We start from the raw sequence: 18,520 nt of genomic DNA, 5'->3' as shown, positions 1-18,520 counted from the left end.
GAGTATGGTCAATGAATGTAAGCCGGCACCATATCGTGATCCTGAATGGCTTCAACAGCGGCCGCGCATTCATCTGCCAGTGCCATGGCGGTTCCATCCGCCGCATGGATCGCAAAGAGAGAATTTCCATCGACAATAACAGGCTTGATATAGGCAACCTGGGAAACGCCAAGCATGGCGAATTCCTTGGGTGAAATACGGCGAATATCGAACATGCCAGTGGCGTCCGACATCATGGAATCTGCCGGAATATCGCGGCTGGGACGAAAACTGGGATGAGCCATTTGAATGCTCCTGAATATTCTGCCAACACAGCAGACAGATCAGTCAATCCGATTTAAAGACATTTTGCACGGAATCATTTTTCAACCAACTGTACAGTGAATAAAATAGCTGGTTTTCAAGATCATTCCGGATCACCTTTATTGTCCGTTCGAAATACGCTCGACAATAGGGGCGACGGGTGCACTGGGACTACGGATAGGAATGGTGCGGATTTTTGTCTCCGGCTGAGGTCTCGCAATGTCAATATGCAGCAACCCGTTATCCATCCACGCGCCTTTAATCTCAATTCCCTCGGCGAGGACGAAGGCACGCTGGAACTGTCTGGCCGCGATGCCGCGATGAAGAAAAACCCGGCCCTGACTGTCATCAGCCTGACGTCCGCGAATAACAAGCTGATTATCTTCCTGGGTAATCTGCAACTCGTCCATGCTGAACCCGGCCACTGCAAGAGTGATGCGGAGTTCTGACTGGCTGAACTGCTCGATATTATAAGGTGGATAGCCGTCTGACGTGTTTTTGGACGCACGTTCCAGCATTTGTTCCAGATGATCGAACCCCAGAAACATGGGGGAAGTAAACAGTCGGGTTGACACACCGGCCTCCTCTGAAGTGAGCGAAGCATTAAAAGCAGCCCATTGCGGCACTGCCCGCTGATAGTATGTCGGCAGGATGAGGCCGTCTTGCAAGAGGCAACTTTTTTCCAAGGCTTACCAGCAGGACCAAGCTTGCCGAGAGGGGCATGGCATCGCTACATCATCTTCATGTCAGAGACCCGCACGGCAGAGCTGCTGCCCATCCTTATTGCCCCGCACAAGACGCTGAAAACACGCGCCCGTCCCGTCACGGCCGGAGACGCCTCGCTCATACGTGATCTGGTGCCACGCATGTTCGCGACGATGTACAAAGCTCCCGGCATCGGCCTTGCAGCACCGCAGATTGATAGTCTGTTACGGCTGGCAGTGGTGGATGTGTCCCCGGATGATCAGAAAGCACCCCTGGTGCTGATTAATCCGGACATCATTGCCCGCAGCGAGGAAATGGCCACCCGTGAAGAAGGATGCCTGTCCCTGCCCAACCAGTATGCGGATGTCACCCGCCCGGCGCGGATCAAGCTGCGCTATGAGGATCTGGATGGCAGCAGACGAGAAATGGAGGCTGACGACCTCCTCGCCACCTGCATCCAGCATGAAATCGACCATCTGGACGGCATCCTGTTCGTGGATCATCTCTCCACCCTGAAACGCAACATGCTAATGCGCCGCCTTGCCAAGGAGCAGCGCCAGAACAGCGGGGGCTGAGCCGGCGCCATGGCGGAACGCCTGACCCTCGCCTTTATGGGCAGTCCGGATTTCTCGGTCCCCGCATTGCATGCCCTGCATCAGGCCGGACACCATATTGCCGCCGTCTATACCCAGCCCCCCCGTCCGGCAGGGCGGGGCCACCGTTTGACCCCCTGCCCGGTTCATCGCGCGGCGGAGGCGCTCGGGCTGGAAGTCCGCCACCCGGCCCTGCTGAAAAACGCAGCTGATGAGCATGAGGCTTTCCGGGCGCTGAACCTCGACGCTGCCGTGGTAGCAGCCTATGGTTTAATCCTGCCGCGGGTGATGCTGGATACGCCGCAGCGCGGCTGCCTGAACATTCATGCCAGCCTGCTGCCCCGCTGGCGTGGCGCTTCCCCGATACAGAACGCTATTCTCGCGGGCGACACCGAAAGCGGCGTTACCATCATGCGCATGGAAGAAGGTCTCGATACCGGCCCGATGCTGCTGAAGCGTGCCGTACCGATCACTGAAACCACAACCACGCCAGAGCTGCATGATGCCCTTGCAACAGCGGGAGCCGAAGCAATCCTGCATGTGCTGGAGACCCAGCCGGACGGCGAGAATCAGGATGACGCTCTTGCCTGCTATGCCCCCAAGCTGAGCCGCGCTGATGGCTTGCTGGACTGGTCCCAGCCTGCCGCCCTGCTGGCAAGGCGCGTGCGGGCGCTCAATCCTTGGCCGGGAACATTCAGTGGCAGCCTCAAGATTCTCGCGGCCCATGCAGTAACAGAGGCATCCGGTATACCCGGCACCGTGATCGGCATCGGAGATGACACCCTGTTGATTGCTTGTGGGGATGGTGCACTTTGCCTGGACAAGGTGCAGAAACCGGGCCGCCCGGCACTGGATGCCGCCGCGTTCCTGCGGGGCCATAAGCTGCCGGCAGGCACCAGGCTGGATGAGCATGGGTTTTCCTGACCCCCAACCCGGCTGGACCCGTTACGCGCTGCGGATCGAGTATGACGGCACCCCCTTTATCGGCTGGCAGCGACAGGGTACGGATGACAGCGCAACGGCTCAGGGGCGGGCTGTTTCCGTGCAATGGGTGCTGGAACAGGCCGCTGCCAGACTGGCGCGGGGGGAGGCCGTTTCCAGTATTGTGGCGGGCCGCACCGATGCGGGGGTGCATGCGCAGGCTCAGGTTGCACAGATCGACCTTCCCACCGCCTTCCACCCTGAGCGCGTGCGGGAAGCTCTGAACTTCCACATGAAGCCTTATCCGGTGGCGATTCTGGAGGCTGCTTACGCACCGGACGGCTGGAATGCCCGTTTTTCAGCGATTGGCCGGTCCTATCGTTATTTGATTCTCAACCGTCGTGCGCGGCCTGCCCTGATGGAAGGGCGCGTCTGGCATGTGGCCCAGCCGTTGGATGCCGATACCATGGATGGAGCAGCCAAGCATCTGCTGGGGCGTCACGATTTCACCTCGTTCCGTGCCGCAGCCTGTCAGGCCAAAAGTCCGCTGCGCACTCTCGACCGGCTGGATGTGCGCCGGGATGGTGATCTCATCACAATCATCGCAGAAGCCCGCAGCTTTCTGCATCATCAGGTACGCAACATGGTGGGAACGCTGAAACTGGTCGGCGATGGACGCTGGACAGCAGAGCATGTTGCCGCCGCGCTCGCCGCCCGCGACCGCGCCAAAGCCGGACCAACCGCACCACCGGACGGGCTGGCCCTGACCGGAGTGATTTATGAACAGGATCCGTTTCTGTAAATCAGCCGGGCGCCATAGCCACAAGGCCGAGAGACAGCATCGTATCCAGCGCCACAAGCCCGGCGGCGGCCAGTCCTGACAGGGCCAGAGTATTGCGGGTCGCGAACCATTCAATCCAAAGCGCCCAGCCACTGAAGCAGAGCTGAGCCAACTGTATGAGCAAAGACGGACCGTGCAGAAGCTGCGGCACATAGCTGATGGCTGTCATGACATACTGGATCAGAAACACCCAGTTGATGACCATAACGAAACGCGGCCATTGTGCCCGCCGCTCCGCCACGCCTGCCAGTTCGTAGGACAGGGCCAGATAACCCAGCCACGCCAGCGTCAGCAGCAGCGCATGCACCGCCAGCATATGCCCTGTCGAAATGCCCGGCGGAAGCGTGACGGCTCCTGACCTCAGATCATACAGTCTGAGCAATCCACCAATGATCAGACAAAGCGGTAACACCGCAAAACTGACCAACAGTTCCGCCCGACGGACCGGACCGGTAATCTTGTCAGGAGCATGCCCTACTGCCATGTCGCATGCTATCCGGGCGGGAAGCAGACAATTCCAGCCGCTCACCCTGCTTTCTCCGCATGAGCAGGTGTGGAATGCGGAGGGTGCAGCATGCGGGCCAGCTGCGCCGGACCGAACGCCAGCACCGCAGTTCCCAGATTGGTCAGCACGATCAGGACGATGATACGGAGCGCGGAGATATTCAGGCTCACCCGCGCCAGAAAACATTGCAGGGCGATACCGTAAACGGCCAGCAGCACCACCAGCACAGCCACGGCATCTTCCTGCTGCAATCCGGCACTGACCATCACCTGCGCCGCGAGCAACAGAAGCATGCCCGCGAATAATGCGATCCACTGGCTCCAGATCAGCACGGTTGCATACAGCCCCCATTCCTGCCGCCTGTTCCAGAAATGCGCCAGAATGTCCGACACCAGCAGAGGGGTCAGCAGCAGAACAATGCTTTGCAGCATATAGGCAAGTCCTGCCCGACTGGCGTGATTGAACACCAGCAGCAGGGATACCGCCAGAGCGCAGCCGATGACGGGAGCCAGAGCACCGAGCAGGGCTTCGATCCCCGATCCGAAATCACTTAAGCCACGCCGGTCAAAACGCGCCAATCGCACCAGACCACGCAGCACGATACGCTGACGCGACTCTCCGGAGGGTGCGTCACCTTGCCTGAAACGGTTCGGGCCGTTCATGCGCTGTCCTTTCCGAGATAGAAATCCAGCAGGGCCTCATAAATTCCGGTCAGGTCCTGCAGATCCCGCACCGCAACCGCCTCATCCCGCTGATGCATGGTGGCCCCGACCAGACCGAACTCCACGACAGGGCACAGATGAGTAATGAACCGCGCATCCGATGTCCCCCCCCCCGTATCCAGCCGGGGCGACAGGCCGGTGATTCGCTGAATCGCCATCCGTAACGCCGCGATACCATGGCTGGCGCCTGGGCGGGGATCACGATCTGGGTCCGTGACGAAAGCCTCACCGGAAATGGCGATATCGATCACCGCATCCGGCGCATGATCCTGCACGATTCCGCGCAGCCATCTCGCCAGATCATCACCGCGATGCAACGGATTGAAGCGGATATTTAATCGTGCCTGGGCCTGCTCCGGAATGACATTGGTGGCCGGATTACCGACATCCACCGTCGTCAGTTGCAATGAAGAAGGCTCAAACCCCTCCATGCCGTCATCCAGCCGCGTGGTGGTCAGGGCGTGCAGTGCCGCCACCAGACGGGGCAGCGGATTATCGGCCCGATGCGGATAGGCGACATGACCCTGCCGTCCGCGCACAGTCAGCGTGGCATTCAGACTGCCGCGCCGGCCGATCTTGATGACCTCACCAAGACGGCCCGGGTTGGTCGGCTCCCCCACCACACAGAAATCCGGGATTTCTCCGGCCTGCCGCATCCAGTCGAGCACACGCACGGTGCCATCGGTGGCAACCCCCTCCTCATCCCCGGTGATCAGCAGGCTGATCGTGCCGGGATGATCCGGGCGGGCAGCGCAAGCGGCGACAAAACTGGCGATCGCACCTTTCATGTCGCAGGCGCCACGACCGATCAGAACACCGTCATGCACCTCACCGGCGAAGGCATCCACGCTCCATGGTGCATCACCGGGCGGCACAACATCCGTATGCCCGGCAAAGCAGAGATGCGGGCCGGACCGTGGGCCGACCCGTTTGGCATAGAAATTGGCGATATCCCCGAATGGCAACTGGGTAACCGTAAAGCCCTGCGCCGTCAGAGCCTCTGCCAGCACGGACTGCGCCCCTGCATCAAGCGGCGTGACGGAAGGACAACGCAGCAGCGCCTGCGCCAACGCCAAAGGATCAGACATCAGAGGATCGGACAAAGGAGCGGGCACAGGGTTATCCTTCTTCATCCTCTCTCTTCGTCTTCTTTGGACATGATGACAAAGCCACATCCGGTCCCATTACGAGAGAGACGCAACGGGACCGGAAGCGCCTTTAACAACCACGTATCAGGCGCGCAGCAGCTCGTTGATCGAGGTCTTGGAACGGGTCCGCTCATCCACCCGCTTCACGATCACCGCACAGGCCAGAGAAGGACCGGGCGTGCCATCCGGCAGCGGCTTGCCAGGGAGGGAGCCGGGAACAACCACGGAATAGGCCGGAACACGGCCATACAGCACCTCACCGGTCGCACGGTCGATGATCTTGGTGGACGCGCCGATAAACACGCCCATTGAAATCACGCTGCCCTGCTCCACAACCACGCCTTCCGCAACCTCGGAGCGTGCACCGATGAACACGTTGTCCTCGATCACCACCGGACCGGCCTGCAAAGGCTCCAGCACGCCGCCGATACCGGTGCCACCGCTGATATGGCAGTTTTTACCCACCTGGGCGCAGCTTCCGACCGTTGCCCAGGTATCGATCATCGTGCCGCTGTCGACATAGGCGCCGACATTCACAAAGCTCGGCATCAGCACGACGCCCGGTGCGATATACGCACTGCGGCGCACGACTGCGCCAGGGACGACGCGGAAGCCGCCCTGAGCGAAGCGAGCCTGATCCCAGCCTTCGAACTTCAGCGGCACCTTGTCATAGGAGGCCACCGGACCGAATCCCGGAGCCGGGGTAGAATCGGTCAGACGGAAAGACAACAGTACCGCCTTCTTCAGCCACTGATTGACCGACCAGCCACCCTCTGCCTTCGGTTCCGCGACGCGCACCTGGCCGGAATCGAGCAAACGCAGAGCTTCTTCAACCGCGTCCCGTGCCTCACCTGTCGTGGCGGAGGACAGACCCTCCCGGTTTTCCCAAAGACGATCAATACTGTCCCGCAGGCTGTCGATGCTCATTCCCGTCTCCCCGGCTTGTCATTCAGTCATGTTCCGGGCCGGACCATGCTCAGGGCATGCCCGCCCTGTCAACGCACCATCATCGTCCTGGGTGTCAGAACAGCGGAGCAGACGCCCGTATTCCTATGCCTTTATTCTCATAGGAGCCTTACGCAGGGCGGGAATGTCGAAACCAAAGGGAAACGCTTATCCTGTCCCTCGCGTTGGGCACAAAACGCCTTCCAGCACGGAAGGCCGTAACCCGCACCAAGCATTGAGGAGAGAGGCATGCCGGATTCCAACATCACGAAGGCGAAAAGCCACGCCGCCCCAACTCACAAAAATCACGTCGACCTTCAGTCCAATGCGCGCAAAGTCTCCATTGAGCTGCTGAACGCTCGTCTGGCGGATGCCATTGATACCGCGCTGATCCTGAAACAGGCTCATTGGAACATCAAAGGCCCGCAATTCATCGGCGTACATGAACTGCTTGATACCCTGCGTACCCAGGTGGATGATCTGGTAGACAAATTCGCTGAACGCGTCGCAGCCCTCGGCGGCACCGCCTTTGGCACCCTTCAGACAGTCAGCGCCGCAACCTCCCTGCCGCCCTATCCAACGGATATCTATACGATCAAAGACCACGTGGTCGCGCTGGTGGAACGGTTCGGTCTGTTGGCCAATGCGGTCCGCAAGAATATCGACGATACCGATGAAGCCGGTGATGCCGGCACCTCCGACCTGTTTACCGAGGCATCGCGCGCCTTCGACAAGTCTCTGTGGTTCCTGGAAGCCCATATTCAGGAGCCAAACGGCTTCTGATCGGATCCCGAGTCGACGCTGAAGGCAGTTTCGGCCTGATCATAACGCCGGGGGTGGAAACGTCCCCGGCGTTATTGATGACCGCACCACGCTTGCCCCACCTGCCCCGGACCGTTAAACGACATGGGGCAGCGGCACGGGAACACACCATGAACGATCTTTTTGGCGGCGCGAAATCCCCCCCTCCATCTCAACGCGGTGCAAAGCAGCGGACGGAGATGAACGAGGATGATTACTCCGCCAAGGATATCGAAGTTCTGGAGGGTCTTGAGCCAGTTCGTCGCCGTCCCGGCATGTATATCGGTGGCACGGATGAAAATGCCCTGCACCACCTTGTTGCCGAAATTCTGGATAACGCGATGGACGAAGCCGTAGCAGGACATGCCACGGTCATTGATCTGACGCTCGATCCCGGCAACACCGTCACCATCCGGGATAACGGGCGTGGTATTCCGATCGATCCGCATCCGAAATTCAAAAATCTCAGTGCTCTGGAAGTCATTCTGACGACCTTGCACTCCGGCGGAAAATTCGCCGGCAAGGCATATGCTACCTCCGGCGGCCTGCATGGGGTCGGCAGTTCCGTAGTCAATGCGCTGTCGGCAACGATGGAAGTCGAGGTCGCCCGTAACCGGGTGCTGTGGCGGCAAAGCTATGCACGCGGCAAGCCGATGACGCCGTTGATCGAGGTCGGCGCCGCCCCAAACCGTAGGGGAACGCAAATTCGCTTTACCCCGGACGAAGAGATTTTCGGACGCCTCAACTTCTCACCCGCGCGGCTTTACAGGCTGTGTCGCTCCAAAGCCTATCTGTTCCGCGGTGTGCAAATCCGCTGGAAGTGCGATCCATCCCTGCTGAAAAACAGCGGCAAGGAAGACATTCCCGCCGAAGCGACCCTGCATTTTCCCGGTGGCCTCCGTGACAGTCTCGCTGATGATATTGGCGAGACCACCCTCGCCATCCCCCAGATCTGGTCCGGTGAAGCGGATATGAAGGGAGACGGCCAAAAGGAAACCCAGACCGGCGGGCGGGTCGAATGGGCGCTGGCCTGGCTGGATGGCGCAGATGGCTTTGTTCACTCCTACTGCAACACGGTTCCGACCCCGCTTGGCGGCACCCATGAGCAGGGATTTCGCGCGGCACTGCTGAAAGGATTACGTGCATGGGGAGAACAGCGCGGCAATAAACGCGCAGCCGCCATTACCGCGGAAGATATTATGGGATCTCTGGCGGCCAAGCTGTCAGCCTTTGTCCGGGAGCCACAGTTTCAGGGCCAGACCAAGGAAAAACTGACCAGCCCGGAAGCGGTACGACTGGTTGAATCCGCGATGCGGGACCGCTTCGATCATTTCATGGCAGGCGATCCGGCCGGTGCGGATAATCTTCTTGCTTACGTCATCGAACGGGCAGAAGAGCGAATCCGCCGACGTGAACAGAAAGATACGCCTCGCAAATCAGCTACAAGACGGCTGCGTCTGCCCGGCAAACTGGCCGATTGTTCCAGCGAAAATGCCGCCGAAACCGAACTGTTTCTGGTCGAGGGTGACAGCGCAGGTGGATCAGCCAAGCAGGCGCGGCGCCGCGAAAACCAGGCTGTGCTGCCTCTGCGCGGCAAAATTCTCAACGTCGCCAGCGCATCTGCCGACAAGTTACGACAGAATCAGGAACTTAAGGATCTGATCGAGGCACTTGGCTGTGGGGTCGGGGAACGGTTTGACATTGCGAGGCTCCGCTATGGCCGCGTGATCATCATGACGGATGCGGATGTCGATGGCGCGCATATCGCCAGCCTGCTGATGACATTTTTCTACCGGGAATTGCCGGAACTGGTCCGTCGTGGACACCTCTATCTGGCACAGCCGCCACTATACCGTCTGACGCAAGGCGCCACTTCCCGCTATGCAATGGATGATGCGGAACTCGACAGGCTCATGAAATCCGGCTTCAAGAAAACCGGAAAAATCGAAGTCAGCCGCTTCAAGGGTCTCGGCGAAATGCCTCCGGCCATTCTGAAGGACACGACCATGGATCCCGCACGCCGGGTTCTGCTGAAAGTTCTGACGCCACCGGAAGATCGGGTACGGACGGGGGAACTGGTGGAAAGCCTGATGGGCAAGAAACCAGAGCTGCGGTTTCAATTTATTCAGGACAACGCCCCCCGCGCAGGCGATCTGGATATTTGAGGCCTCAGAACAAAAAAGCACAACACCAGACTATATAACAAAAACGGCCGCTGTCTCAGCGGCCGTTTTGCTTCAGTCAGACAGATTTTTTCAGATTCGGAGAGGCCTTGAAACGAACTGTCTTTCCAGCCTTGACCTTGATCTGCTCCCCTGTCCGCGGATTCAAACCCTTGCGCGCCTTGGTCTTTCTGACAGTAAAGGTGCCGAAGCTCGGTAGTGTAAACTTGCCGTTCTTCTTCATTTCCTTCACGATCGCCGTGATAAGATCGTTCGCCGTGCGGTTTGCCGCCACCCCAGTCAGCTCGGCGCTGTCCTGAATAACCTGGGCAATAAAAGCCTTAGACATCAAAATCCCCTTATTTGTCGCAAGCGTTGGCAAAACGCCCCCCGAGGCCGATCATGCTTATAGTGATCGAGAATCGCTTTTCGCTTCTAGTCAAAGCTTTTCTGCTTTGCCAGCATCAGTGAAAAAATAAATAACGATTTTATAAGGATTATTGCAGCGATAACACGCGCAATGTGTTGTGCAGGCACCTGACAGGCTCCTGCCAGTCCATTGGGGTGGTTTGGCGGAACAGCTGCATTGACGGATACCATCGCGTTTTCAACCCGCCGGTTTCAGTATCCGTCTCGGCGGGCATCAGTTCACAGGGGTCCGACCAGCGCCAGCAATGATCCATCCGATCAAGCATCAGCACCGGCACCCCCAATGCACCTGCAAGATGAGCAATGGATGTATCCACAGTCACCAGTGCATCAAGCATACTCAGAATAGCAGCACTGTCAGCAAAATCCCTGATCTGACCAGTCATGTCGGGAGCAAAGCGAAAGGCGTGCTTCTCCTGCGCCTGAATAGATGGAGGCCCCATCTGTAGATTGACGAAAACCATATCCGGAATGTCTGCCAGCAATGCCATATCCTGCAAAGACATGCTGCGACGTCGATCAATGGCGGTTGCATCAGGATGATTGCGTGAGGCCCCGGCCCAGACCAGACCGATCCGCCCACGCGCCGGCCGGGGAGGGAGCAGCGTTTGCCAGTGCCGGACACGCGATTCCGAAACCGCAAGATATGGTTCGTGCATCGGAACAAAAGCGGCATCCAGCAGATAAGGCAAACTCATCATCGGCACATGACGGTCAAAAGCGGGCGCAATGCCATCCATACCCGCCACGCTTTCCACCCCCGCCACTGTCTCCGCCACAGTCACCAGTTCAGGAGGTACAAACAGCCGCACCCGTGCGCCACGGGCCGCAAGGAGAGGAATATAGCGGAGAAACTGGATGGTATCGCCAAAACCCTGCTCAGAAACGACCAGGATGCGCACACCATTCAGCCCGGATCGGCATTCTTCTTTCCGCAGCAGAGAAGAAACCGGAAACATGAGGCGATCTCCGATTGCCAGCCGGGCTTCGTAATCTGCCCATCCCTCCGCATAACGGCCTGCTTTCAACAGGGTCAAAGCCCGGTTCATCCGCATGCGTGGATCGTTGGGGGCACAGGCGGCCGCCCGGTCATGAGCCTGCTGAGCAGCCGGAAAGTCTTTCAGCGCTGTCAGAATATTCGCCAGATTGGTCCATCCGGCGGCATGGTTCGGCTCCAGACTGGTGGCACGCTTCATCGCCTCCCCTGCTGCCGGCAGAGCGTTACGCCCTGCCAGCAGCAGGGCATAAGCACGCAGGATGGCAGCTTCTCCGGCTGGTTCTTTGATGGTCTCCTGTGTCAGAAACTGCACCAGACGGGCTTCAGCCGCCTGCTTACGACCTCGCAGTTCCAGCCATTCCGCGTGAAAAATGGCAAGGTTTGCATCCTCCGGCGCATGCTCCCCTCCGGCGATCAGCAGTGCCTCCATGGCGTCGTCACGGCCATGCATCAATCCGGCAAGATCACGAAAGGGATGCGCCGCCCGTGGATGAGTGCGGGCCACGCTCAACAGAAGCGCCAGCGATTCAGCTTTTTCCTCCCGTACTGCCAGAGCCAGCCCCAGCAATAGACGGGCCTGATCAGCAGGGGCCGTCCTGTTGGCCAGTATGCGGCGACAGATGGTTTCGCATAGAGCGGCCTGTCCCGACCGCAGGGCGATCAAAGCCTGCTGCAGACTCAAAACCCCGCCGCCTCCCGCAGCAGCGATGCCATACCGAGATAATCGGCACCGCGCGGTGCATTATGCCGCCAGGCAAGCCCCAGTTCCCGCCATGCGCCATCCCCTTCAAGCGGTCGCAGCACCAGCGACGTACCCGCCATCACCCCGGCATCCACCGCGATTTGCGGGAGCAATGTGATGCCAAGCCCGCCTGCCACCATCTGCACCAGCGTATGCAGGCTGGTCGCTGCAAACTGGTCAGCCAGCCCATCTCCGGTCTGCATATCGCGGCTGCGTGTTGCGACATTCCTGACAGGGCCAGCCTCACTTTCCTCCTTATGGGCACTTTCCTCCTCACTGGCATTTTTCTCATACGCCATCAGCAGTCCGCAGACGGCCAGCGCGTGCTCACGCAGGCAATGTCCGTCTTCCAGCAGCAATAAATTCTCCATGCTGAGGGCTTCGATAGGAATAACCTCCCGCTCCGCCAGCCTGTGCCCCTGTGGCAGGGCAACCAGAAACGAATCCCTCCCGATCACTACCGTATCCATTCCCCGGCAGTCGCAGGGCATCGCCAGCAACAGCAGGTCCAGCCGTCCATCCCGCAGCCTCGCCATAAGACGGTCAGTGGTATCTTCCCTCAGATAGAGCCTGAGATTGGGATATTCCCGCCGCAGGGCCGGCATCAAACGCGGCAGCAGAAACGGCCCGATCGTTGGAATCACCCCCACCCTCAGCGGTCCACTCATCGGTGCCCGGGCGGCGGAAGCTGCCTCCGACATCGCTTCCAGCGCATGCATGGCATCCCGGGCACGCTCCACCAGATCCCGTCCCAGCGCCGTAAAAATCACACGTTTCCCGCCCACACGGTCGAGAATCTGCACATCCAGCTGCCGCTCCAGCGCCAGAATACCAGCCGACAAAGTGGATTGCGTGACCGCACAAGCCTGAGCCGCCCGACCGAAATGCTGGTATTCGGCCAATGCCATCAGATACCGGAGCTGTTGGGGAGTGGGCAGAGGCGTCATCGTTTCATTCGATCAAAAATTCAGGAATTATTCATTGGCGTGAAATTCCGGGGCCGCTTATCGTGCAGTGCAGCATCAAAACGCCCCTTTTGTGCAACGTTATCGCTGTGGCCTTACTCCCGCAGCAACGTCGCCTTATATAGGGGCGCGACGTGCCTGTCATAACGACTTCGTATGAAGGATATTCTGCATGCTCTCAGTGGGCGATAAATTTCCGTCTTTCAAGCTGACCGCCGTCAAGCCGGGTAAGGAAGGTCTGGATCTGAAGGATCCGTTCTTCGAGGTGACGGAGAACAGTGCCGAAGGCAAATGGAAGGTCGTTTTCTTCTGGCCGAAGGATTTTACCTTTGTCTGCCCGACCGAGATCGTTGCTTTCGCCAAGCTGAACAGCGATTTCGCCGATCGTGACGCCGTGCTGTATGGCGTCTCCACCGACAATGAGTTCGTTCATGTCAACTGGCGCCTGCACCACGATGATCTGCGTGAGCTGCAGATCCCCATGGTCTCCGACATCCGGCGTGAGCTGTCGGAAGCCCTCGGCATTCTGGATCAGGCGGAAGGCGTGGCACAACGTGCGACCTTCATTGTAGATCCGCAGAACATCATCCGCTTTGCCTATGTGACCGACCTGTCCGTCGGCCGCAATCCGGCGGAAGTACTGCGCGTCCTTGATGCGTTGCAGAGCGATGAGCTTTGCCCGTGCAACTGGTCCAAAGGCGACGAGTTCATCAAGGTCGGCTGAACCAGCCCCCAGAACTGCACCTCCTTCATCTAACGCTTCCGGCAGGGATGAAGGCCGGTGCTCCAGCAGCGGCCCGGCCCTGCCGGGCCGTTTCTGCGTCTGGTGCCCCTTCATGACAGGAACAAACACCATGTCCATCGAAAATCTGAAAAACGCACTGCCCGAATACGCCAAGGATCTGAAGCTGAATCTCGGCTCGCTGGCCAATGAAGACGTGCTGAATCAGCAGCAGAAAGCAGGCACTTTCATCGCCTCCGCCCTCGCCTCCCGCAGCAACCTCGTGACCAGCGCCATCCTGGCCGAATTCGGGCCGCAACTCAGTGCCGAAGCCCTTGCCGCTGCCAAGGCGGCCGCTGCCATTATGGGCATGAACAATGTCTATTACCGCTTCGTGCATCTGGTGGGTGGTGATTACGCAAACCTGCCTGCCCGGTTGCGGATGAACGTTATGGCCAAGCCCGGTGTCGACAAGGTCGATTTCGAGCTGTGGTCTCTGGCCGTCTCTGCCATCAACGGATGCGGCATGTGCATGGAAAGCCACGAGAAAATCGTGCGCCAGAACGGTTTAACGCAGGAACAGGTGCAGGCAGCAATCCGTATTGCCGCCACTGTGCATGCCGTTGCCGCTACCCTGGATGGTGAAGCCGCCCTCTCCTAAGAAAGGCTTCCAGCAAGAGGATGTGAAGGCCGCCTGCATTTTTTTAATGGAGATTGTATGCAGCCACTGGCTATCTTGAGCGTTGGGAATGTCAGAATGGAATGAACCATCGACGGTTGCTACGCATGAGGATTAGCCATGGCTGGATCAATTACCCGGCAGGATGAAAGGGTACGCGTTCGTGCGTACCTTCTATGGGAAAAGGCAGGCCGTCCTCACGGGCGAAACGAGGAATTCTGGGAAGAGGCGCTGATTGAAATCCTGCAGGAAACCGAATCGCCTCCTCCCTCACCTCCTCCATCATCCTTTGTGATCACGGCCCGATAAAAATTGGCTTGTGACCGGCCTGCTAGAACAGGAGGCGCAGGCCGACGATCGTCAGTATGCTGCCTAACAGGGCACGCAAAATATCTGCAGGCATACGGGGTGACAGTAAGCTGCCAACGATCACTCCCGGCAGTGAGCCGGCCAGCAGGGATAGAAGTAGTATTCCGTTCACTGATCCCAGCATCCAATGTCCCAAGCCCGCAATCATCGTCAGTGGAACTGCATGGGCAACATCGGATCCGACAATCCGTGCCATAGACAGTTCAGGATACAGGGCAATCAGCACCGTCACGCCAATGGCACCGGCCCCGACGGAGGAGAGCGACACCAGCACACCAAGGCATATGCCGAACAACACGGTCAGACTGGACACGCGCGCTGGTGACAGAGGCTTTCTTCTGGCCCCGGCAATCCTGTGCAGCCAGGGACGGAAAAAGAGGCTGCCTGCGGTCAGCAATAATGCTCCACCCAGAATATTTCCCATGATACGGGATATTTCAGGCTCCAGCCCACCATGGCCATGCAGCCATAGCAGCGTCAACGCAGAAGCCGGGATGCTGCCGGATGCCAGACGCCTTACAACAGCCCAGTCGATATTACGGGAGAACCCGTGAACCGACGTGCCAACCGATTTCGTAATAGCGGCAAATAAAAGATCGGTCCCAATCGCCGTTTGCGGATGCACTCCCAACACCAGAACCAGCAAAGGTGTCATCAGGGAGCCGCCACCAACGCCGGTCATGCCGACAAGGCAACCCACTCCAAGACCGGAAAGCGCATAAGCGGGATCGATATGTGTAAACCAATCCAAAACAGAAACCGCCCGTTGCCCATGATCATTCAATGATCATGCGGTGTACGGCCCCCCTGATGATCCGGCAAGAGGCCACACGGGGAATAGAGAAACAACGACACTAAAGCGTGTTACCCCATTACAAACGGGCGGCGTCATGCCCTGCACAACGCCGCCCGTTTATTGATCAATCTGTGGTCAATCAGCCGTGGCAGGCACAACCCGCATGGTGGCAGCCAGAACCGTCCTTGTGGTGAGACGCACAGGCTTCATCGCAATAGGTCTGGCCATCACGCTGGATGCCCTTGCCCTGCTCGACTTCGCACACACAATCGGGGCAGGCACATTTAAGGGTGGTGGCGCTCATGGGTTCATTCCTCGATCATTATTGATGTGACCGCAGGGAGTAATTTTGATGACCGCTGCGGCAGAACCATTCCCTACTCCAACATTATCAATATATCAATACGTATAGATATGTTTGATACGAATTTGTAACCTGACTGCGCGTCAGCGAAGACTACGATCAACGATCTCCCTTACATTCCCGGACAGGTTCGGCCTGGCTGCAATGCGCCGCAACTGGGCCTGCATCATCTCCGCACGGGCCTGATCCTGCCGCCGCCATGCCCCCAGAGGCGCCGTCATCCGGGCCGCGATCTGGCCGTTAATGCCATCCAGATGCAGAATCGCGTCCGCCAGAAACGCATAGCCTGCCCCCGACGCATCATGGAAGCGGACCTGATTACCGGACGCAAAACTGGTCAGCACCGCCCGCACCCGGTTCGGGTTACGCCAGTCGAACTCAGGATGACTGATCAACCGCCTCACCTGCTCCAGTGCGTCCGGACGAGAGGACATGGCCTGGATGGCAAACCATTTATCCAGCACCAACGCATCCCCCCGCCAGCGATCATAGAACAGCACCAGCGCTTGCTCCCGCTCCGGCACGTCGGTATCCGCCAGCACCGACAAGGCAGCCAGTACATCCGTCATGCAGCGATTGGCCTGAAACTGTTTCCAGGCCAGTGTCACACCCTCACCGGCTTTCCCATCATCGGCTGCGGCCAGATAGCCGAGACAGGCATTGCGGAAAGCCCGGCCGCCCATTGCCCTGCCATCTAGCGCGGTCACATCGCCCGTGCTCCATGCCTCATATCCTGCCCGTAACGCGGCCCGCAGATGCTGGCCGATCGCAGCGCGCGCGGTACGGCGCACGGCATGAATACCTTCGACATCCACCACCTCCATCGCATCCGCCAATGTGGTTTCCGCCGGCAGTGCCATCGCCTCCGCCGCCAATGCCGGGTCTTCCGGCGCACGGGCGATGGAGGCAGCCACACTCTCCATAATACCCTCATCCAGCGATGGAGCCGCGCCATCCCGGGAAGCCGCTACCTGCTGCAACAGTTTCTGCGTGGCGTATTGCTGCCCGGAATCCCAGCGCACAAACGGATCGGAATCATAGGCCGCGAGAAAACGCAGCCTGTCCGCAGGCGTATCGGCCAATTTTACCGGTGCAGAGAAATCCCGCAGCAGGGAAGGCTGCGGTGCCCGTGCAACATCATGGAATACGAAGCTCTGTGTTTCCTGTTCCAGACGGAGAATTCTTGTGTCGGAATGGGCTTTTTCCTCCCCCTCCAACCGGAATGACAGGGCCGCGCCGGTTTCATCCAGCAACCCGACCGCAATGGGAATCAGCAAAGGCTGCTTTTCCTCCTGCCCCGGTGTTGGCGGCGTATACTGGGTCACGTGCAGTACATAACGATGCGCCGAGGCATCATACTCATCCGTGATCCGCAGGACCGGCGTACCCGCCTGCCCGTACCAGCGCCGGAACAGGGACAAATCAATCCCGGAGGCATCCTGCATGGCAGCAGCGAAATCCTCCAGCGTCACGGCATGGTTGTCGTGGCGCTGGAAATACAGATCCATCCCCTGCCGGAATTTCTCCCGCCCGATCAGGGTGCGGATCATGCGGACAAGCTCGGCCCCTTTCTGATAAACAGTCGCCGTATAGAAATTATCGATCTTTATATAAGTTTCAGGGCGCACCGGATGAGCCAGCGGCCCGGCATCCTCCCGGAATTGCGCTGCCCGCAAGGTGCGCACATCGGAGATGCGCTTGACCGCCCGGCTGCCCATATCGGCGCTGAATTCCTGATCCCGGAAAACCGTCAGCCCCTCCTTCAGGGTCAGCTGAAACCAGTCCCGGCAGGTCACCCGATTGCCTGTCCAGTTATGGAAATACTCATGGGCGATGACGGTCTCGATACCCTGATAATCGCTGTCCGTCGCAGTATCGGGGCGGGCCAGCACATATTTGGTATTGAAGACATTCAGCCCCTTATTCTCCATCGCCCCCATATTGAAATCGCTGACGGCGGCGATATTGAAGACATCAAGGTCATATTCGAGGCCAAACACGTCCTCGTCCCAGCGCATCGAACGTTTCAGGCTGTCCATCGCATGGGCACAGCGGTCCTGATCCCCCTCCCTCACCCATATTGCCAGAGCAACTCTCCGGCCTGAGCGTGTGACGAAACTGTCCCGTACGGCAGCCAGATCACCAGCCACCAGCGCAAACAGATAACAGGGCTTCGGGTGCGGATCCTCCCACTTCGCCCAGTGCAGTCCGCCTTCAGCCTCCCCCGCATCAACCGGATTGCCGTTTGACAACAACACCGGCACCGTACGCGGCGCGACGATGGTGGTGGTATAGCGTGCCATGACATCCGGGCGATCCGGGAAATAGGTGATCCGCCGGAAGCCTTCCGCCTCGCACTGCGTGAAGAACGCTCCCTGTGAGACATACAGTCCGCTGAGTTCGGTATTCTGCTCCGGTGCAATGGCGGTATCGATCTCCAGCACGCTTTCGGCAGGCAGGCCGGATATGTCCAGCCCATGCCGGGTGAGGTGATATTCTTCTGCGCCGACCTCCCTGCCATCGATGCGGAGGGACAGCAGTTCCAGCGCCTCGCCGTCCAGGTGGAAAACGGCCCCTTCCGGCGTACCGGGCTGGCGGATCACATGCAGCCGCGATTGCACCACGGTTCGGGCGGGATCCAGACGGAACACCAGATCGACCTGTTCTACCCCGTAGGCGGGCGGCGTGTAATCACTCAGCCGGACCGGCACCGAAGCAAGGGTGGAAGACGGTGCGGAGCTGGCATCTGCGGACATGATGTCTGTGTCTTTCATCCGGAATGGGCATCAACAGCAAAAAAGGCGCGATGCCG

20 protein-coding genes are annotated in these 18,520 nt (G+C 59.0%); 8 read left to right on the top strand and 12 right to left on the bottom strand.

All coding sequences use genetic code 11. The features are described 5' to 3' along the window. Window positions 1–8 precede the first annotated feature (8 nt). Entirely contained in the window at window positions 9–284 is a 276-nt protein-coding gene (locus GBCGDNIH1_RS15900; protein WP_011631401.1) for a DUF1150 family protein, read from the bottom strand. Between the two features lie 138 nt (window positions 285–422). Further along, on the bottom strand, window positions 423–878 hold the full coding sequence (locus GBCGDNIH1_RS15895) for an Hsp20 family protein (protein ID WP_025319800.1): 456 nt from the start codon (window positions 876–878) through the stop codon (window positions 423–425). A 168-nt stretch (window positions 879–1,046) separates the two neighbouring features. Between GBCGDNIH1_RS15895 and def the strand changes: the two genes are divergently transcribed. Genes def through truA form a run of 3 tightly spaced genes read left to right on the top strand, consistent with a single transcriptional unit; the run spans window position 1,047 to window position 3,324 of the window. Next, window positions 1,047–1,583: a peptide deformylase gene (def, locus tag GBCGDNIH1_RS15890; protein WP_043453650.1), complete on the top strand. Its 537-nt coding sequence runs from the start codon at window positions 1,047–1,049 to the stop codon at window positions 1,581–1,583. Window positions 1,584–1,592: 9 nt separating this feature from the next. Then, window positions 1,593–2,525 (top strand): methionyl-tRNA formyltransferase, encoded by a 933-nt coding sequence (gene fmt, locus GBCGDNIH1_RS15885; protein ID WP_011631398.1) that lies wholly within the window; start codon window positions 1,593–1,595, stop codon window positions 2,523–2,525. Further along, window positions 2,512–3,324 (top strand): tRNA pseudouridine(38-40) synthase TruA, encoded by an 813-nt coding sequence (gene truA / locus GBCGDNIH1_RS15880; protein WP_011631397.1) that lies wholly within the window; start codon window positions 2,512–2,514, stop codon window positions 3,322–3,324. Before fmt ends, truA begins: the two co-directional genes overlap by 14 nt. A 1-nt stretch (window position 3,325) precedes the next feature. On the opposite strand, the gene GBCGDNIH1_RS15875 is transcribed toward truA, so the two are convergent. From GBCGDNIH1_RS15875 to dapD, 4 genes are all read right to left on the bottom strand, one after another. Next, the gene (locus tag GBCGDNIH1_RS15875) at window positions 3,326–3,847 is read right to left on the bottom strand and encodes a hypothetical protein (protein ID WP_043452721.1); all 522 of its coding nucleotides are present in this window, start codon (window positions 3,845–3,847) and stop codon (window positions 3,326–3,328) included. 41 nt (window positions 3,848–3,888) lie between these two features. Then, window positions 3,889–4,530 (bottom strand): hypothetical protein, encoded by a 642-nt coding sequence (locus tag GBCGDNIH1_RS15870; protein ID WP_011631395.1) that lies wholly within the window; start codon window positions 4,528–4,530, stop codon window positions 3,889–3,891. Next, window positions 4,527–5,678 (bottom strand): succinyl-diaminopimelate desuccinylase, encoded by a 1,152-nt coding sequence (gene dapE / locus GBCGDNIH1_RS15865; protein ID WP_025318321.1) that lies wholly within the window; start codon window positions 5,676–5,678, stop codon window positions 4,527–4,529. The genes GBCGDNIH1_RS15870 and dapE overlap by 4 nt, the downstream gene beginning before the upstream one ends. 144 nt (window positions 5,679–5,822) lie before the next feature. Then, window positions 5,823–6,665 carry a 2,3,4,5-tetrahydropyridine-2,6-dicarboxylate N-succinyltransferase gene (gene dapD, locus GBCGDNIH1_RS15860; protein ID WP_011631393.1) on the bottom strand — a complete coding sequence of 281 codons (843 nt, stop codon included), beginning with the start codon at window positions 6,663–6,665 and terminating at the stop codon, window positions 5,823–5,825. A 267-nt stretch (window positions 6,666–6,932) separates the two neighbouring features. On the opposite strand from dapD, the gene dps reads away from it, so the two are divergent. Together dps and parE are read left to right on the top strand one after the other, a co-directional pair. Next, a complete protein-coding gene (gene dps / locus GBCGDNIH1_RS15855; protein WP_011631392.1) occupies window positions 6,933–7,466 on the top strand; it encodes a DNA starvation/stationary phase protection protein Dps in 534 nt (177 codons plus the stop codon). A 149-nt stretch (window positions 7,467–7,615) separates the two neighbouring features. Continuing rightward, window positions 7,616–9,649, top strand: coding sequence for a DNA topoisomerase IV subunit B (gene parE / locus GBCGDNIH1_RS15850; RefSeq protein WP_011631391.1), 2,034 nt, complete (start codon window positions 7,616–7,618; stop codon window positions 9,647–9,649). A 76-nt stretch (window positions 9,650–9,725) separates the two neighbouring features. On the opposite strand, the gene GBCGDNIH1_RS15845 is transcribed toward parE, so the two are convergent. The 3 genes from GBCGDNIH1_RS15845 to GBCGDNIH1_RS15835 all read right to left on the bottom strand — a co-directional run bounded on the left by GBCGDNIH1_RS15845 (window position 9,726) and on the right by GBCGDNIH1_RS15835 (window position 12,761). Continuing rightward, window positions 9,726–9,995, bottom strand: a complete 270-nt coding sequence (locus GBCGDNIH1_RS15845) for an HU family DNA-binding protein (protein ID WP_025286192.1) — start codon at window positions 9,993–9,995, stop codon at window positions 9,726–9,728. A 148-nt stretch (window positions 9,996–10,143) separates the two neighbouring features. Then, the gene (locus tag GBCGDNIH1_RS15840) at window positions 10,144–11,754 is read right to left on the bottom strand and encodes a tetratricopeptide repeat protein (protein WP_011631389.1); all 1,611 of its coding nucleotides are present in this window, start codon (window positions 11,752–11,754) and stop codon (window positions 10,144–10,146) included. After that, window positions 11,751–12,761 carry a hydrogen peroxide-inducible genes activator gene (locus tag GBCGDNIH1_RS15835; protein WP_011631388.1) on the bottom strand — a complete coding sequence of 337 codons (1,011 nt, stop codon included), beginning with the start codon at window positions 12,759–12,761 and terminating at the stop codon, window positions 11,751–11,753. Before GBCGDNIH1_RS15835 ends, GBCGDNIH1_RS15840 begins: the two co-directional genes overlap by 4 nt. Window positions 12,762–12,951: 190 nt before the next feature. Here GBCGDNIH1_RS15835 and GBCGDNIH1_RS15830 point away from each other — a divergent pair, with 190 nt between their 5' ends. The 3 genes from GBCGDNIH1_RS15830 (at window position 12,952) to GBCGDNIH1_RS25120 (ending at window position 14,488) form a co-directional block, all read left to right on the top strand. Further along, window positions 12,952–13,503, top strand: coding sequence for a peroxiredoxin (locus GBCGDNIH1_RS15830; RefSeq protein WP_011631387.1), 552 nt, complete (start codon window positions 12,952–12,954; stop codon window positions 13,501–13,503). A 130-nt stretch (window positions 13,504–13,633) separates the two neighbouring features. Then, the gene (locus GBCGDNIH1_RS15825) at window positions 13,634–14,161 is read left to right on the top strand and encodes a carboxymuconolactone decarboxylase family protein (protein WP_043452720.1); all 528 of its coding nucleotides are present in this window, start codon (window positions 13,634–13,636) and stop codon (window positions 14,159–14,161) included. Between the two features lie 138 nt (window positions 14,162–14,299). Beyond that, the gene (locus tag GBCGDNIH1_RS25120; RefSeq protein WP_011631385.1) at window positions 14,300–14,488 is read left to right on the top strand and encodes a DUF2934 domain-containing protein; all 189 of its coding nucleotides are present in this window, start codon (window positions 14,300–14,302) and stop codon (window positions 14,486–14,488) included. A gap of 22 nt (window positions 14,489–14,510) precedes the next feature. Here the strand turns inward: GBCGDNIH1_RS25120 and GBCGDNIH1_RS15815 are convergent, their stop codons facing one another. The 3 genes from GBCGDNIH1_RS15815 to pepN form a co-directional block, all read right to left on the bottom strand. Then, on the bottom strand, window positions 14,511–15,299 hold the full coding sequence (locus GBCGDNIH1_RS15815; RefSeq protein ID WP_043453639.1) for a sulfite exporter TauE/SafE family protein: 789 nt from the start codon (window positions 15,297–15,299) through the stop codon (window positions 14,511–14,513). 184 nt (window positions 15,300–15,483) lie between these two features. Continuing rightward, entirely contained in the window at window positions 15,484–15,648 is a 165-nt protein-coding gene (locus GBCGDNIH1_RS15810; RefSeq protein ID WP_072490529.1) for a metallothionein, read from the bottom strand. A gap of 143 nt (window positions 15,649–15,791) precedes the next feature. Continuing rightward, the gene (gene pepN / locus GBCGDNIH1_RS15805) at window positions 15,792–18,464 is read right to left on the bottom strand and encodes an aminopeptidase N (protein WP_050748399.1); all 2,673 of its coding nucleotides are present in this window, start codon (window positions 18,462–18,464) and stop codon (window positions 15,792–15,794) included. Window positions 18,465–18,520 lie beyond the last annotated feature (56 nt).

The sequence above is a fragment of the Granulibacter bethesdensis CGDNIH1 genome (assembly GCF_000014285.2).
Lineage (GTDB): Bacteria > Pseudomonadota > Alphaproteobacteria > Acetobacterales > Acetobacteraceae > Granulibacter > Granulibacter bethesdensis.
The sequence above is the reverse complement of the archived record's forward strand: the minus strand, read 5'-3'. Positions and strand labels throughout refer to the sequence as shown.